Origin of the sequence: Pedobacter terrestris (assembly GCF_052343045.1) — a bacterium.
Classification (GTDB): Bacteria; Bacteroidota; Bacteroidia; order Sphingobacteriales; family Sphingobacteriaceae; genus Pedobacter.
On record NZ_CP180264.1, the window covers coordinates 2,569,219 to 2,584,819 of the forward strand.

Here is a 15,601-nt window from a genome sequence, read left to right on the forward strand (position 1 = left end):
TCTTTTGCCAACAGCATCATAGTAAATTCTTAATTGCTAAAAGCTTAAATCTTGGTGATTGGATTTAATTTTACCAATAGAGTTTCTTGTTCTTTTGCAAATAATCCATCTATCATTTTTTGCGGCATAGGCTCTGCTGCTGTGCCAATTCTTAAGAAGGTACCTTTCCTGTCAAACCATATTTTTTAATAAAATATGCCTTTTCACTTCCGCTGGCTATAATAAGTTTAATTATTGCTAAACCATCTTTTTGCTCGCTCACTAAGTCAAACAAACCCAAGCAAAAGGGCGAAATATTGTGCTTTAAATGGTCTTTTATTTTCAACTGCCCACCGTCGATGTCTACCAGGCCCGTGGTTTTACCAACTTTATTAATACCAAAATAGATTACACCGCCTTCTCTATAATTTAAAAAAGCAATAACTTCCTTTTCTAAAGAATCGGTAAGTTCTTGTTTGTATTCTATACGGTTGGTTTCGGACATTGTTGTTTAGCGCTGACAAATTAATCTGACAAAATCGTTATCAACGATAAAACTAGTAAAACCTTTTCGATAATTAAATCTATAATCCGTATCAATTCACGTGATGTGATTTATGAAATGAGGCAACCATGAGAGCACCTTCCCTAAAAATTTCACCAACCTCAAAACCATCTGTCCTTTCCACTGTTTATTCTCCGTGACCATCTACCAATTCGCCATAAAGCCCCTTGATTGTAGCTTCAGCCAAAACTGTAGGGTTTATCTGCAAAATGACATCTACCACGTGCATATAGAAGGCAGTTATATTGGTTCTATGATCAAAATTGCCGGACAACTTTGCACTGGAAACCGTCAACTGGAGGTGCTTATTCCCGATTTGACCTTTCACTTATTCACAGAAAGCTCCAAATCTGAGTTTATCGGACAGATGAAACCAGACATGCGAGACAATCAACTTTAAATCTTCAAAATTTGCCTTCTTAGTATCCCTGATGTAATAGCCTCGCTTGTAGCATTGTAGTATTTCGCAGGGTGTTTAGACATGGTTCAGTCGGGCATAAGACCGATTTATGACATTTATCCCCGAATGATTCAGCTCCCAATTACAACCAGACAAAAACACAATATTTGACCCAAATCTTATTAATTATCAGTACATTAGAACATCATCCCCGTAACATTTAAAATGTAAATTGATATGGCAACAATCGAAAACGGGATCAATGGTGGTTTTAAAGGAACAATCGGTAATGTAGTTGGTTATCAGCTCAGGGGAAAATGGGTTGTACGCTCAAAACCTAAAGCCAGTAAGAAGAATAAAATTGGTACGAGCAGTCAGAATGCCAACCGTGCAAAATTCAGCAGTGTTCAGCACTTTCTAAGTCAGGTCTTGAGTTTTATCCGGGTAGGCTTTAAGGCGGAAGCTCAACTGCGCAATATGAGTGCACATAATGTAGCGACCAGTTACAATCTTCAAAATGCAATAGATGTAAATGGTCTTTTAGATTATTCGAAAGTTTGTGTAAGCTACGGCACATTGGAAAATGTACAATCGGTTAGCGCCAAAATGGAGGATCAGAATTTGAGGATCAATTGGAAAAACCTGCCCTATTCTAACCCCGAAAGAGTGAATGATCAGGTGATGGTACTGGTATATACGATCAAGCAGCAGCTAAACTTTCAACTCCTAAGCGGAGCCAGAAGGACAGCAGGTACAGAAATTCTTCCCTTATCCAGCCTTGCGGATGACGATATGCTGCACTGCTGGATTTCTTTTATCAGCGATGACAGAACTGACATTGCAACGAGCCATTATATCGGGTTGATTAGTAACAATAACATCGAAATATAGGCAGACGCAAAATCGGAGTAGAAAACCGTAAACACCAGCGAATTATGCGCATCCGTAAACGAACAACTATCTCGTAGTTCCTGAGCCAATCTTACCACTATTTACCGCCTTAACTTCAAGTGTATTGTCGTCGCTAAATACATTTGTACGACTAAAAACAGGGAAGGCAATATGATCCAATTGAACTGCTGTTTGAGGTTTACTGCCACTGGCAAAAAACTTCACATTCTGTAAAGTCAAGTGTTCTACATTTGATGCACCCAATGCCCAGGGTGCCTTTGTAGACGAATTGGTAACAAATTGAACTGTAACGTTTTTAAAAATGATGTTTTCGTACTTAAACCCAGCCTCACTATGAATAGCAATGGGATTTTTAATAGAATCTGCTTTAATATCTTTTACCGTAATATCTTGAACATTGTTTCCTTCGTGCAGTTCAAAAATGAAAGGATTATTCATATTGTGCATCTTAAGCTTAGAAAGATAAATCCCTTGCAAATCGCCTTTTACCAATCCCCAACCGCCCGGTTGGATATAAATACCGGCCAGCATATTGGTACGATGGTCGGCACCTGAAGTGCGATGAGGGAATTTACCCGGACCAATAAACTCAGAGTCATGCACAAAAAAATCTTTTACGGGCATGATCACGCGGATTCCATTACAAGATGAATTGATCAAGCAATTTTCTACATGAAAATTGTCCCAAAAACCACCGGCAATCGCATCATCTCCGGTTTGTAAATCGCAGCCTTGTAAACGGACATTTTTACCGCCGCGGATGTGAATTCCATCCCATCCTTCTCGAATCTTTACGTTTTTAAATACTACGTTTTCCAGATTGTATGCCAGAACTGCATAATTTGCGGCTTTCTCAATTGTGATATCTTTAAAAACAAGGTCTGTACAATTCGCCATAATCAGGGTATGCGGACCTCTCATACCTTCTTCGCCTTTTGCATTGATTACATGTTCGCCGTCTATCCGACCCTGCCCTGAAATCGTTACATTTCGTACGCCTTCAGCAATAAACATTGCTCTGGTCCACTCCCGGTCGTACGCGCTATTGCCGTTATTGCCATCACTACTCATCGTACTGTACTTCGTAAGGTCTGTAACTGGAATAAAAGAATGATATTGTTGGGCATCCGCGACACCTTTTAAAACCGATCCTTTCTTGAGTTCAATATTTACGTTGCTTTTTAAATAAATGGTTGATGTCAGGAAAATACCTTCCGGCACTACAACGGTTCCTCCCCCTGCCTGAAAACATTTTTCAATGGTCTGATTGATGACGGCTGTATTTACCATTTTATCATCGCCTTTGGCACCGAAATCTAGGATATTGTAATTTTTCTGTTGAGCGAAACTTAATATTGGCAGAAGAACAAGAATTAGTTTGAGGCAAATGGAAGAAAAGCAAGTCCGGATGGTACAGAAAATCATGATACTGGGGATAAATCTACAAGTCTTCAAATGTAGAAAAAAGGATAATATCCGCGTTGAAAAAGGGTAATATTTCATCAGAAAAATAGAGGGTTTGCCACGGAAGCACTGAATACACGGAGAAATGAGTAGAAAATGCAATAAAGATTGCTTCAGACCATTACACAAAACCAACCCTTCAGCTCGCAATGACGGAATGTGAGCGGAAAAGTATAGCCACGGAAGCACTGAATACACGGAAAAATGAGTAAAATAATATACTGGTTTAAGGCGATTTCTACGGCCAAACCATTGTTTCTCCGTTTTGCTTTTTACCGGCCTAGGGATTTTTTGGGATACACTGGCCCAGCCTGAGTACAAACTTTCATAAAAAAATATCAGCCGGCAGTTTTTGGTTCTTTTTGCTGTCAAAAAGAAGGAGCCAACGCGGCGATGAGCGGAAAAATATAGCCACTGAAACACTGAATACACGGAAATAGCACATCGAGAATACGACAAACCCGTCATTGCGAGGAGGAACGACGAAGCAATCTAGTCTATCAATTCACCAGACAGATTGCTTCACGCCATTACACAATAACCACGCTGCTGTTCGCAATGACGGAATGTGAGCGGAAAAGTATAGCCACGGAAGCACTAAATACACGGAAATAGCACATCGAGAACACGACAAACCCGTCATTGCGAGGAGGAACGACGAAGCAATCTATCCTCTCAATTCACCAGACAGATTGCTTCACGCCATTACACAATAACCACGCTGCTGTTCGCAATGACGGATTTTCTATATTCCTCGTCGTACTGCATGTTACCAGAAAAACAGGCAAATCGCCACGGAAGCACTGAATACACGGAAAAATGCAATGAAATAACACACCTACCTAGGCAATTTTTAAAGCCAAACCTTTGTTTCTCCGTTTTGCTTTTTACCGGCCTAGGGATTTTTTGGGATACACTGGCCCAGCCTGACTACAAACTTTAATAAAAAAATATCAGCCGGCAGTTTTTGGTTCTTTTTGCTGTCAAAAAGAAGGAGCCAACGCGGCGATGAGCGGAAAAATATGGCCACGGAAGCAATAAATACACGGAAATAGCACATCGAGAACACGACAAACCCGTCATTGCGAGGAGGAACGACGAAGCAATCTATCCTATCAATTCACCAGACAGATTGCTTCACACCATTACACGAAAACCCATCGGTTCAGCTCGCGATGACGGATTTTCTATATTCCTCGTCGTACTGCATGTTACCAGAAAAACAGGCAAATCGCCACGGAAACACTGAATACACGGAAAAATGCAATGAAATAACACACCTACCTAGGCAATTTCTAAAGCCAAACCACAGTTTCTCCGTTTTGCTTTTTACCGGCCTAGGGATTTTTTGGGATACACTGGCCCAGCCTGAGTACAAACTTTCATAAAAAAATATCAGCCGGCAGTTTTTGGTTCTTTTTGCTGTCAAAAAGAAGGAGCCAACGCGGCGATGAGCGGAAAAATATAGCCACTGAAACACTGAATACACGGAAATAGCACATCGAGAACACGACAAACCCATCATTGCGAGGAGGAACGACGAAGCAATCTATCTTATCAATTCCCCAGACAGATTGCTTCAGGCCATTTGCGCCCTGTACCGAATGTTCAGTTTGCAATGGCGGTCCTCCAACTAACCAACTTTAAACCAAATTTAATATCCTGGATTTTGCTGCATCAATGGCATTTTCTGAATTTCACTTAATGGAATTGGCAGCAGATACATGGCATCGCGGAAATTCAAAGGTCTTGGTGCACGACCAATAGAATGCACATAAGTATTGGTTGCAGTTCTGGTGATTATGTCAACAGAATTGTATCCTTTAAGTACCGTTGATGCAATTTTCCATCTGCGAATATCGTAAAAACGATGATCTTCAAAAGCCAACTCTACGCGTCGTTCATTCTGGATTACATTGCGCATTTCTGCAGTCGTCATATTTGCTTTTAAACCGTACAAACCATCAGATCCGGCAGTGATTCCGGCTCTTGCCCGCAATAAAATCAGTTTGTCGTATGCTTTTGCCGGTTGGCCCGCCTCGTTAATTGCTTCAGCATAATTGAGCAAAATTTCTGCATAACGAATGAGCGGCCATGCGCGTTCTGTATTTCCACTTGTTGCATTGGTTAAATTTTCATCGAGCATTTTACGTGAAAAATATCCTGTAAACTTATTGGTAGACGTATAGGCATCAGATGTTGTATTTGCAATTGTAGATCCGGTGCTGGTATACGTCAGAACCGTGGTTTTTACGCCAGTATTTCCCATGTAAGACAAGCCATTGTAAATCACCGAATAATCAAAACGCGGATCTCGGTTTGCATAAGGATCGTTTGCGTTATACAAACTACTTTCCGTAATTGATTTTCCATCCTTCATTCCAAAAGCTTCGATCAGATTTTGTGTTGGACGCATTACAGAACTTCCGGAACGTGTAGGTGGCAAATAAAAGGTTTCAAATTCTTTTTGTGCCGGCCGGTTATACGCAAAAATATATTCACTGTTTACTCTCTTTAAAAATAACTGATAAAATCCATTTCCTGGTCTGGTTGCATTGTCTACATTAAGACTGTATAAGCCCGTATTAATAACTGCTTCTGCCGCATTCGCCGCTAATGTCCAGCGGTTTTGATTTGCTGTTGGATAACCCACAAAAGCATCGGTTGTTACACCGCCACCATTAAAAAGCGGACTTGCGGCATACAACAGCACGCGAGATTTTAAAGCCAGACAAGCGCCACGCGTAATGCGTCCGTAATCAATATCTTTATACACTACACCTGCCAGATCGGTAGCGGCAGCGTCCAGTTCTGCTGTAATATACGAAATGCACTCTGCATAGGAATTTCTTGGAATATTGATGATGTCATTAATACCATAAACCTGATCGCCAACTATTGGCACACCACCAAATACAGCAATCATATTGGAGTAATAAAAAGCCCTCAGAAATCGTGCTTCTGCGCGCATACGTTTTCTGGTCGATTCTGCAAAAGGTGCTTCAGGCAATTTGGCAATCAGTAAATTTACTCTTCTGATATTCTTGTATGGTGTATTCCAAAAATCCTTATCGGTACCAAAACCTGTAAGTACATTGGTTGGCCCAATAACACCTTGTACATATGCGTCTGCCCAAACTGCCAGGTTATTTTGCCCTTCGGCATTGTCTGTTGCCAACTCTGTATTTCCAGAACCTCCGGCAGAATTAAACCGTTGCGGACCAAAGGTGTAACCGGCATCTACATATATCTTATTTAAAAAACTGGTGGTTTGAACACTGTCTGTAAATACAACTTCTTCTGTAAGTCCGTTAGTTTTATCATCGAGGAAAGTTGATTTTTTACAAGAAAATATCACTCCCGAAAGCACTATAATGGTTAATATCTTTTTCATACAATAGCGATTAAAAGGTAACATTTACGCCCATGTTAATAATTCTGGTTGGTGGATATGGCAGGTCGGCAGCCGATTCAACAATCTCCGGATCTACATTATATAACTTATCCAATTTGGTCTTGGTGAACAGGTTATATCCGTTAGCATAAATCCTCATTGCTTTTACTTTAAGTTTACTAAGCAATTTCGGACCGGCAGCATAGCTGATTTCTGCGGTTTTCAATCGGATATAATCTGCGGGAATGGCCCAGAAATCTGAGTAATAATCTCGCGGACTCTGACTCAGCGCAGTGGTATACAACTGAGGATATTTTGCGTTATTGCCCAATTCTGGTGTCCAATGTTGCTGGTGGATTGGCAGCTGATTACTTGCATTGTGATGAATTACTGCACCTTGCGCACTTGCTACAAAATTTGCTGATCCTTGAAAAAGTAAGGTGATATTAAAGTTTTTATAACCGGCACCTAAAGTAACACCATAAGTGGTAGTTGGAAAATTAGTATATCCAAAATACGAACGGTCGCTTGCATCTATTACACCATCATTGTTCAGATCTTTATATTTGAGATCGCCGGGGCGACCGCCAATGGTAGGTTTAGGAACCGCCGGATTGGCAATATCATCAACAGAATAAAACTCGCCGGTCCAGTTGTATTTCAATACAGAACCAATAGCCTGACCGGTTTGACGTTGATACGCATAAAGCGGATCAGCTTCATCCATAAAATCTATCCGGTTTTTGGCCAGAGAATAGGTTCCTCTAATCATATAATTCCAGTTTTTACCGATAGAATTGTTGTATCCAATTTCTGCTTCAAAACCTTTATTATTGGTTTTACCAAGATTTACATTTGGTAATGATTGGCCAAACACAGCAGAAACAGTACCGCGGGTAGTTAAAATATCATAACGGTGGTTATTGAAATAACCGAAAGTTGCCGTTAATTTATTGTTTAAGGCAGAAATATCTAAACCAATATCCAGCTTTTTTTCTTTCTCCCAGGTTACTTCATTATTGCCCAAGGTTCCCTCAGTCACAACTCCGTACGGATTGTTGGTTGCCAGTCCGAATAAACCTGTACCGCTTCCTGAAGTATAACTTTGCAGGTAAGAATACACGCCGTTCGTATTGTCTACCCCAACCAAACCGTATGAACCACGCAGTTTAAATAGATTCAGGAATTTGAGATGGTCTTTCACCAATTTTTCCTCGGCGATATTCCAGCCTACGGATACAGCAGGGAAAAATCCGAAACGGCGATCGGAAGAAAAACGGTCTGTTCCGTTGTAGGCTCCGCTAAATTCGATCAGATAGCGTTGTTTATAATCATATCCAATCCGGGCGGTGTATCCTCTGAAATTTTCGGGAATAAAGTTATAATCTGTATTCGTAGTATTTTGGGCTTTTTTACTGTTCTGATTGTATAAAAACAATCCCGAAACATGATGATCGCCGAAATTGCGGTTATAGTTCAAAATGGCCTGCATGGTAAGTGCGCTGTTTGTACTGCCGGGTGCATATGTGATGTTTGGCGTACTGATGCGGTAAACGTTATCACGTTGTCCAAATCCGTAAGTGCCTGTTACAGGATCGTAGATGTAGGAAATAAATCCCGTTCCGCTAACGGGGCGTGTGAGCGAACGAGAATAGCTATACAGATTCCGGTAGGCTAACGTCCCTTTCAAAGACAAGCCTTTGGTAATAAAATCGAGCTTTTGCGTAGCTGAGGTAGCCAGGTTAATGTTATTGGAGAAAGTGCGGTAATAACCGTTGTACATCAAACGACCGATGAGGTTGTTATTGTTACGGCCGGACGCATTTCTCTGCCATGAACTGTAACCAAGGCTACCATCTGGATTGTAAATTGGGTAGTTGTAGGGTGCGGTTTCTGCGGAGCGACCTAAATCACTGAAAATATTATTGTTTGCACTGGCGGCATTTGCATTGGTTTCATCAACACTACCAAAAAGATCAAAACGCACATCGAGGGTTTTGGTTACTTTTAAATCTACGTTAGAACGATAATTGTAACGGTGATAATAAAATTTGCTATTCAAATCTTCACTGTAGTCTTTTAATTGTCCGCCCTGGTTCAGGTAACCTAAAGACACAAAATATTTGGCTTTCTCCGTTCCTCCGGTTACGTTGAAATTGGCACGCGCCTGTGGCGCAAATTGCTTCAAGATTAAGTCTGCCCAGTTGTTATCCGGATGGCCGTAAGGATCTGTTCCGTTGCGGTAAAGTTCAAGATCTGCATCAGAAAAAGTCCGCACAAAACTCGGATTCGGGTTTAAGTTATTGGTATTTACCTGGGCTTCGTTAACTAATGATGCAGATTCATAAGCATTTAGATAATTGGGTCTTCTGGTCAATTGATTCAAACCATACTCAAACTGAACGCCAATTTGTGGTTTCCCAACTTTTCCGCGTACGGTAGTGACCAATATTACGCCGTTTGCGCCTTTTATACCGTAAATAGATGTGGTTGATGCATCTTTCAAGATACTTACCGATTCGATCTCGTTGGCGTTTAGCTGCGAAAACTGATCGTAAGTAAATTCAATATCATCTACCAAAATTAAAGGATTATTGTTTCCGGTATAAGAACTTACGCCACGTACGTTAAAGCTTGCACCGTCACTTCCTGGTTGGCCACTACGCTGTTGACTTGTAAAACCGGTAACTCTACCCGCCAAAGTATTTTGCAAACTTGGCGATGGGCTTTGGCGAAGGTCTTTCCCGCTTACGGCACTTACTGATCCTGTAAGGGTAATCTTTTTCTTCTCGCCATAACCAATTACCACAACATCTTCTAATGCAGTCTGGTCTTCTGCCAGCGTAACATTAACCACTGTTTGCCCTTGCAAAGAAACCTCTTTAAGCACGTAACCAACAGTTTTGAACACAAGTACATCACTGCTTACGCTTAACGTAAACTTTCCATCACCATTTGTGGTGGTTCCGTTTTTCGGATTATTTTTCTCCATTACGGTTACGCCCGGAAGCGCTCCATTAGAATCGGCTACGGTACCACTAACCTGTTTTTTCTGTGCAAAAACCTGATGGCTAAGCAACAGAAAAAACATACAGCATAAGTATATCAATTTTTTCATCTGTATAATATTTTATCTGAATGGATGTTGCACAGCGATTTGCACATGCAACCCAATTTTAAATTCTGTCTGTAATGCCTAGTAATACCCTTCGTTTTGAACAAGCTTAGTATTTCTTGTCATTTCGAGATATGGGATCGGCATATGATAATACTTATTCTGGAAAACCATTTTACCAATATCCTGAACGGCATAATTTAGTGCTGTTCCATTTTGGGTAATTTTTAATCCGGTTAACGTTGTGGCCAAAGCAGCGTCCATTTTCCACCTTCTCAAATCATAAAAACGGTGCTCTTCAAAAGACAACTCTATACGGCGGTCATTTTTGATCAGCTCGCGTAGATTTGCCGGAGAAATTCCTGCTGCAATGCCATATCGTCCGTTGGTACCAGCAGTTATCCCGGCACGTGCGCGCACCAGATTGATCTGTTTTACAGCATCTTCAGTACGGCCAACTTCATTCAATGCTTCGGCATAAGTGAGTAAAACTTCGGCAAAACGGAAATACGGGAAATTGTGGCTTTGGTTAGAATATGTGGTTGATGTAGAAAAATCGGCCATAAACTTACGCAGGTAATAACTGGTTTTGGTTTGCGTTTTAAACGCTTGGTTTGGTTTATCTAAACCTCCTTCATACGTCTGAACTGCCCTGTTTAACCATTGTACACCATTATAAAACAAAATGGCTTTAAGCCGCGGGTCGCGATTTTCATATTGAGCGGCTACATCTGTAGCACCCGTATATGCAGTTCCATCTAATTTTGGGAAAGCATTCAAAAAATTCTGCGTCGGACTGGTACGGCCATTACTGGCAGTTGGCGCCACAAAACCTACCGGCGCATTTGCATTTTCTATTACCGTAGAGTTTGCAGATTGCTTAGACAAAATAATATCTGTATTGATTTTGGTAGTAAATACAGATGTATACACGGCTTGTCCCGTTCCGGCGGGCAATTTGTAATAGCCTTTTGCAATCAATGTTTCGGCTGTAGAAATTACGCGTTGCCATCTGCTCGCATCTGCCGTGGGGTAACCTGTAAGCGCTTTTACCTGTGCATTACTTTCAAAACCGCCGCCATTAAATAACGGACTTGCAGCATATAAATATAAACGCAGTTTAAGTGCCAGTGCTGCTTCTGATGGGATTCTGCCAAATTCTGCCGCTGTTATGGTAGATCCATTTGGCAAATCTGTTGTAATGGCATCGCATTCTGCAGCGATATAATCTACACATTCTGCAAACGTGTTGCGTGCAAGATTCAAATCGTCATCCAGACTGAATACACGATCGCCAACCAACGGAATGCCTCCGTAGCGTTTAAGCATTTCAAAATATGCAAATGCACGCAGAAAACGGGCTTCGGCAACTTGTCTTTTACGAATATCATCAGCAATAGGAACTACAGGCAGATTTTTTAGAAAAATATTGCTTCTGCGGATGATTGTATAACTATTAGACCAGCTATTGTCTGGATAGTTTGTGGCATTTAGCTGCCCGTTTGTAAACAATAAAACGCCTGATCGTTCTGAAGATGCAACGGCATCATCCGTAGCTGCATCCAGAAAATCGCCATCAACGCGGTTAAATCCGGTAGGTAAAAAAGAGTAAATGCCAAGTAAATAGGCTGTAGATTGTACACCAGCTTGATCCGTAGGATCAAAAACATCAGTTTCTGACGTACGTTCATCTGGCTCTGTTTCGAATTTCTTACATGATGACATGGCGAGCATCGATACGATGATTATAAAATAGAGAGATCTTTTCATATCCAAAATGCTAAAGTTGAATGTTTATGCCCATAGTAAATACGCGTTCGATTGGATAGGCACCAGTATAATTTTCGGGATCGGCACCGTTAAATGTTTTAGATCCGAAGGTGTACAGATTTAATCCGTTAACAAATAAACGGGTAGATTTTAGTCCGATTTTTTGCGTTAATGCTACCGGAAAACGATAGCCCAATTCTACGGTTTTCAGGCGGATATAATCTCCGTTACGCAACCAGAATGTAGAATTTACAAAGTTATTTGTAGCGCCATTCCGCGGACCAGAATTGGTAGTCAGACGCGGATATTCTGCTGTAGCAGCCGTGGCAGCCGTCCATCTGCCCAATTGCGTTTCGTAAGCCTGCGCAGTTCCGCCCTGAAACTCCCAATAACTGTTTCCGGAAAGATATACCTGCTGATTTACAGCGCCTTGAAATAATGCACTGAAATCAAAACCTGAGATATTAAATCCTACTCTCGCGCCCAAAAACAAGGTTGGTTTTTGAGAACCAATAGTGGTTTGATCGTATTGATTGATTATCCCATCGCCATTCAAATCACGGTATTTTATATCTCCAGGTTGTGGTGTGTATCCTTCAATTGTTGGGTAACCGGTAATTTCCTGCTGGCTTTGAAACAAGCCTTCAGCAATGTAACCATAGGTTTGCCCTACCGGATGACCTGTACGGTACATCCAATTGTAGCGTTGGCTGGCTTCTGCACTGTATAGCAGCTTAGAATTTTGCAAACTGACATTAAACGTTGCGAAATAACCGAAACTTTTCTTCTGCTGGTTCCAATTGATTTGCGCTTCCCAACCGTAATAACGTTGCTGACCAATGTTTTCTGCCGGATAAGAAATCCCCAGCATGCTACCGCCATTGCCGCGAACGATACTGATATCTGTATACTTATTGTTGTAATATTCTACGTTAAACGTAAGCTGATCTTTTAAGAAACCGGCATCAAAACCAACATTAAGCATATTTGATTTTTCCCAGGTGATGGCTGGATTCGCAAGGTAAGATTCTCCAATCGTAGTACCTGCAGTACCACTTGAACCAAAATAGCTCGTCGGACTTGCATTATATACTTGCTGATAAGTATAATAAGCACCATTATCTCTACCTACTCTACCGAAAGAACCATAAAGTTTAAGGTGTTCTAACCATGTACTGGATTTAAGGAAAGATTCTTCAGAAATATTCCATCCCAAACCAATTGCAGGGAAAAATCCATACTTAAATCCACCTTTGTCTGGATAACGGTTTGCTCCGCTTTGAGAAAAGGAAAGCTCTGCCAGATATTTTTCTTTAAAGTTGTATGCGGCATGCCCAGAAATTCCTTGAATGGTATACGGCAAATTTGAACCGTTAACCAGATTATCGCGGTTGGCAAGTAAAGATGCCGTTACGCCGTGATCGCCAAACTGCCGATCATATCCTAAAGAAAATTCTTGAAAATCAGACCGGTTTTGGAAACTGATGCTATTGGAATTTCCTTGCGCACCATTGGTTCCAAACTGGCGATATGTTGCAGGCATACCAGACGCACCAATCTGCTCGAAAACGGCAAATGTTTTCGCTCTGACGATATTCTCGTTCAGATTGCTGAAGAAAGATGCCCGCGCTTTAATCCATAAACCTGGAGTTACCTCATCTAAAGTATGTTTCAAATAAAAATCTGTCAGTACAGTACGCGTATTACTCAATGAATAACCCGCGCCAATGTTTTGTGCAAGGATATTGTTTTGAAACAGTGTGGAACCTCCATAAGTTCCGTTTGCGTTATAGATTGGATATGCGCTGTTTGGCGTAGCCAGAATTGCATTAAACAAATTATCAGCTGCATTATTTCCAGGGTTTGTGGTATTCAGGATTCTTCCCTGTATATAAATTCCGGCGCTGATTTTATCCGTTAGTTTTAAATCTACATTTGAGCGGATAAAATAACCCTTCAAATCTGCATTGGTATTGTATTTATTCATGTCGCTGGTTTTCAGCAGACCATCCTGACTAAAATGTTCAAGGCTTACAAAATACTTTACGTATGCATTTCCACCGCTGGTATTTAGATTGTAACGCGCCACGGCAGATGAATTGTCTAAAATCTGATCTGTCCAGTTTACATTCGGATAACGCAATGGGTCTGATCCGGTCTGATACGCATTCAAAGCGACTTGGCTAAAACCATTGTTTGCTACAGACAAACCATCGTTAGCAAGTGCTTCGTTGTATAACATACCGTAGTTGTAAGCATCAAGCGGTTTCGCGATAAGATTTTGTATGGGTTTTTGAATCCCCCACTGACCGGTAAAATTAATGGTTTGTCCATTTGCCGATCCTTTTTTGGTCACTACAGAAACCGCACTGTTTGCGCCTCTGATGCCCAACATGGCAAGGCCAACGGCATCTTTAATTACGGTGATGGATTCGATCTCTTCCATCCCGATTTCTGCTACAGAACGTGGTATTCCGTCAATAAAAATAAGCGGCGTTTGTCCACGTAATTTTAAAGAAGCGCCTTCGCTCAGTGGCTGTCCATTTGTTTGTGAAACAGTTAAACCTGGTAATCTGCCAGATAATGTGAGTGGATAAGAGGCAACCGGCGTAGAAGAAATTTCTTTACCCAGTATTGTTGCCGAAGAAGTGGTCGACAATTTTTTGGGTGTATTGAAATAAATCAACTGTTTAATTTTTTTAAGTGAATCCTCTGGATTCAAGCTTTTTATGCGTACAGTATCCTGATAATTTGTGCGTTTAATTGTGGATGCTTTTGCAACGTTAATCAACATCAAACAACTGCATAAGGATACGAGACGTATTTGAGTGTAAACCGACATTTTTTTAAATTAAGGTGTTAACAAGAATTCTTTTTGGATGGCATAAAATTGCCCAATCGCAAGGAAGGATACACTAGTTTAGCGCACTGAAAAAAGTGTCGGGTACGGAATGACAATAGGAAAATTTTCTCATAATAATTTGGTTAAAAGTATTTGGTTGTGTTCTTAATCAAAGATATTCAGGTTTTGATTGGACGCATTATAATGGTGCTACAAATTTCAATGAGAACGTTCCCATAAAATGGGAACGTTCTCATAACTGCTTAAAACTATAGAAATAAACCTTAATTGCGTGAAATGTGAGGAACTTTGCTTAATGTTTTGTTACGACTTTGTCCCAAGCGGAGTTTATCATGTATAACGACATCCCGAATGGAACTGAAGTGAGAGATCTAACAAAAGATTAACACAAAATATCTCCCTGCGGTAAATATGACGTTTACCGTAAGTACCACTCATTATCGTCATTGCGAGCTAAAGGGTTGGTTTCGTGTAAGGGCATGAAGCAATCTGTCTGGTGAATTGATAGAATAGATTGCTTCGTCGTTCCTCCTCGCAATGACGGGTTTGTCGTGTTCTCGATGTGCTATTTCCGTGTATTCAGTGTTTCCGTGGCTATATTTTTCAGCTCACATTCCGTTATTGCGAGCTAAAGGGTTGGTTTCGTGTAAGGGCGTGAAGCAATCTGTCTGGTGAATTAATAGGATAGATTGCTTCGTCGTTCCTCCTCGCAATGACGGGTTTGTCGTGTTCTCGATGTGCTATTTCCGTGTATTCAGTGTTTCAGTGGCTATGTTTTTCCGCTCACATTCCGTCATTGCGAGCTAAAGGGTTGGTTTAGTGTAAGGGCGTGAAGCAATCTGTCTGGTAAATTGATAGAATAGATTGCTTCGTCGTTCCTCCTCGCAATGACGGGTTTGTCGTATTCTCGATGTGCTATTTCCGTGTATTCAGTGTTTCAGTGGCTATATTTTTCCGCTCATCGCCGCGTTGGCTCCTTCTTTTTGACAGCAAAAAGAACCAAAAACTGCCGGCTGATATTTTTTTATTAAAGTTTGTACTCAGGCTGGGGCAGTGTATCCCAAAAAATCCCTAGGCCGGTAAAAAGCAAAACGGAGAAACAATGGTTTGGCCGTAGAAATCGCCTTAAACCAGTATAT

8 protein-coding genes are annotated in these 15,601 nt (G+C 41.0%); 2 read left to right on the plus strand and 6 right to left on the minus strand.

Annotated elements, in window-relative coordinates; translation table 11 throughout:
- Positions 1-151 precede the first annotated feature (151 nt).
- Positions 152-484: an AlbA family DNA-binding domain-containing protein gene (locus ACJVDH_RS10985; protein WP_443943446.1), complete on the minus strand. Its 333-nt coding sequence runs from the start codon at positions 482-484 to the stop codon at positions 152-154.
- A gap of 283 nt (positions 485-767) precedes the next feature.
- Between ACJVDH_RS10985 and ACJVDH_RS10990 the strand changes: the two genes are divergently transcribed.
- Both ACJVDH_RS10990 and ACJVDH_RS10995 read left to right on the plus strand, forming a co-directional pair.
- A complete protein-coding gene (locus ACJVDH_RS10990) occupies positions 768-944 on the plus strand; it encodes a hypothetical protein (RefSeq protein ID WP_443943447.1) in 177 nt (58 codons plus the stop codon).
- A 237-nt stretch (positions 945-1,181) separates the two neighbouring features.
- Positions 1,182-1,835, plus strand: a complete 654-nt coding sequence (locus ACJVDH_RS10995; RefSeq protein ID WP_443943448.1) for a DUF6266 family protein — start codon at positions 1,182-1,184, stop codon at positions 1,833-1,835.
- 66 nt (positions 1,836-1,901) lie between these two features.
- Here the strand turns inward: ACJVDH_RS10995 and ACJVDH_RS11000 are convergent, their stop codons facing one another.
- The 5 genes from ACJVDH_RS11000 to ACJVDH_RS11020 all read right to left on the minus strand — a co-directional run bounded on the left by ACJVDH_RS11000 (position 1,902) and on the right by ACJVDH_RS11020 (position 14,393).
- A complete protein-coding gene (locus ACJVDH_RS11000) occupies positions 1,902-3,281 on the minus strand; it encodes a glycoside hydrolase family 28 protein (RefSeq protein ID WP_443943449.1) in 1,380 nt (459 codons plus the stop codon).
- Between the two features lie 1,693 nt (positions 3,282-4,974).
- Positions 4,975-6,714: a RagB/SusD family nutrient uptake outer membrane protein gene (locus ACJVDH_RS11005; protein ID WP_443943450.1), complete on the minus strand. Its 1,740-nt coding sequence runs from the start codon at positions 6,712-6,714 to the stop codon at positions 4,975-4,977.
- Between the two features lie 10 nt (positions 6,715-6,724).
- Positions 6,725-9,832: a SusC/RagA family TonB-linked outer membrane protein gene (locus ACJVDH_RS11010; protein ID WP_443943451.1), complete on the minus strand. Its 3,108-nt coding sequence runs from the start codon at positions 9,830-9,832 to the stop codon at positions 6,725-6,727.
- 78 nt (positions 9,833-9,910) lie between these two features.
- The gene (locus ACJVDH_RS11015) at positions 9,911-11,599 is read right to left on the minus strand and encodes a RagB/SusD family nutrient uptake outer membrane protein (protein WP_443943452.1); all 1,689 of its coding nucleotides are present in this window, start codon (positions 11,597-11,599) and stop codon (positions 9,911-9,913) included.
- Between the two features lie 10 nt (positions 11,600-11,609).
- Complete coding sequence (locus ACJVDH_RS11020) at positions 11,610-14,393, minus strand: SusC/RagA family TonB-linked outer membrane protein (RefSeq protein WP_443943453.1); 2,784 nt, start codon at positions 14,391-14,393, stop codon at positions 11,610-11,612.
- Between the last annotated feature and the right edge of the window lie 1,208 nt (positions 14,394-15,601).

Coding starts and splice junctions, on each gene's coding strand:
- ACJVDH_RS10985 (WP_443943446.1), bottom strand. CDS start 484: ATGTCCGAAACCAACCGTATAGAATACAAACAAGAACTTACCGATTCT.
- ACJVDH_RS10995 (WP_443943448.1), top strand. CDS start 1,182: ATGGCAACAATCGAAAACGGGATCAATGGTGGTTTTAAAGGAACAATC.
- ACJVDH_RS11000 (WP_443943449.1), bottom strand. CDS start 3,281: ATGATTTTCTGTACCATCCGGACTTGCTTTTCTTCCATTTGCCTCAAA.
- ACJVDH_RS11005 (WP_443943450.1), bottom strand. CDS start 6,714: ATGAAAAAGATATTAACCATTATAGTGCTTTCGGGAGTGATATTTTCT.
- ACJVDH_RS11010 (WP_443943451.1), bottom strand. CDS start 9,832: ATGAAAAAATTGATATACTTATGCTGTATGTTTTTTCTGTTGCTTAGC.
- ACJVDH_RS11015 (WP_443943452.1), bottom strand. CDS start 11,599: ATGAAAAGATCTCTCTATTTTATAATCATCGTATCGATGCTCGCCATG.
- ACJVDH_RS11020 (WP_443943453.1), bottom strand. CDS start 14,393: ATGTTGATTAACGTTGCAAAAGCATCCACAATTAAACGCACAAATTAT.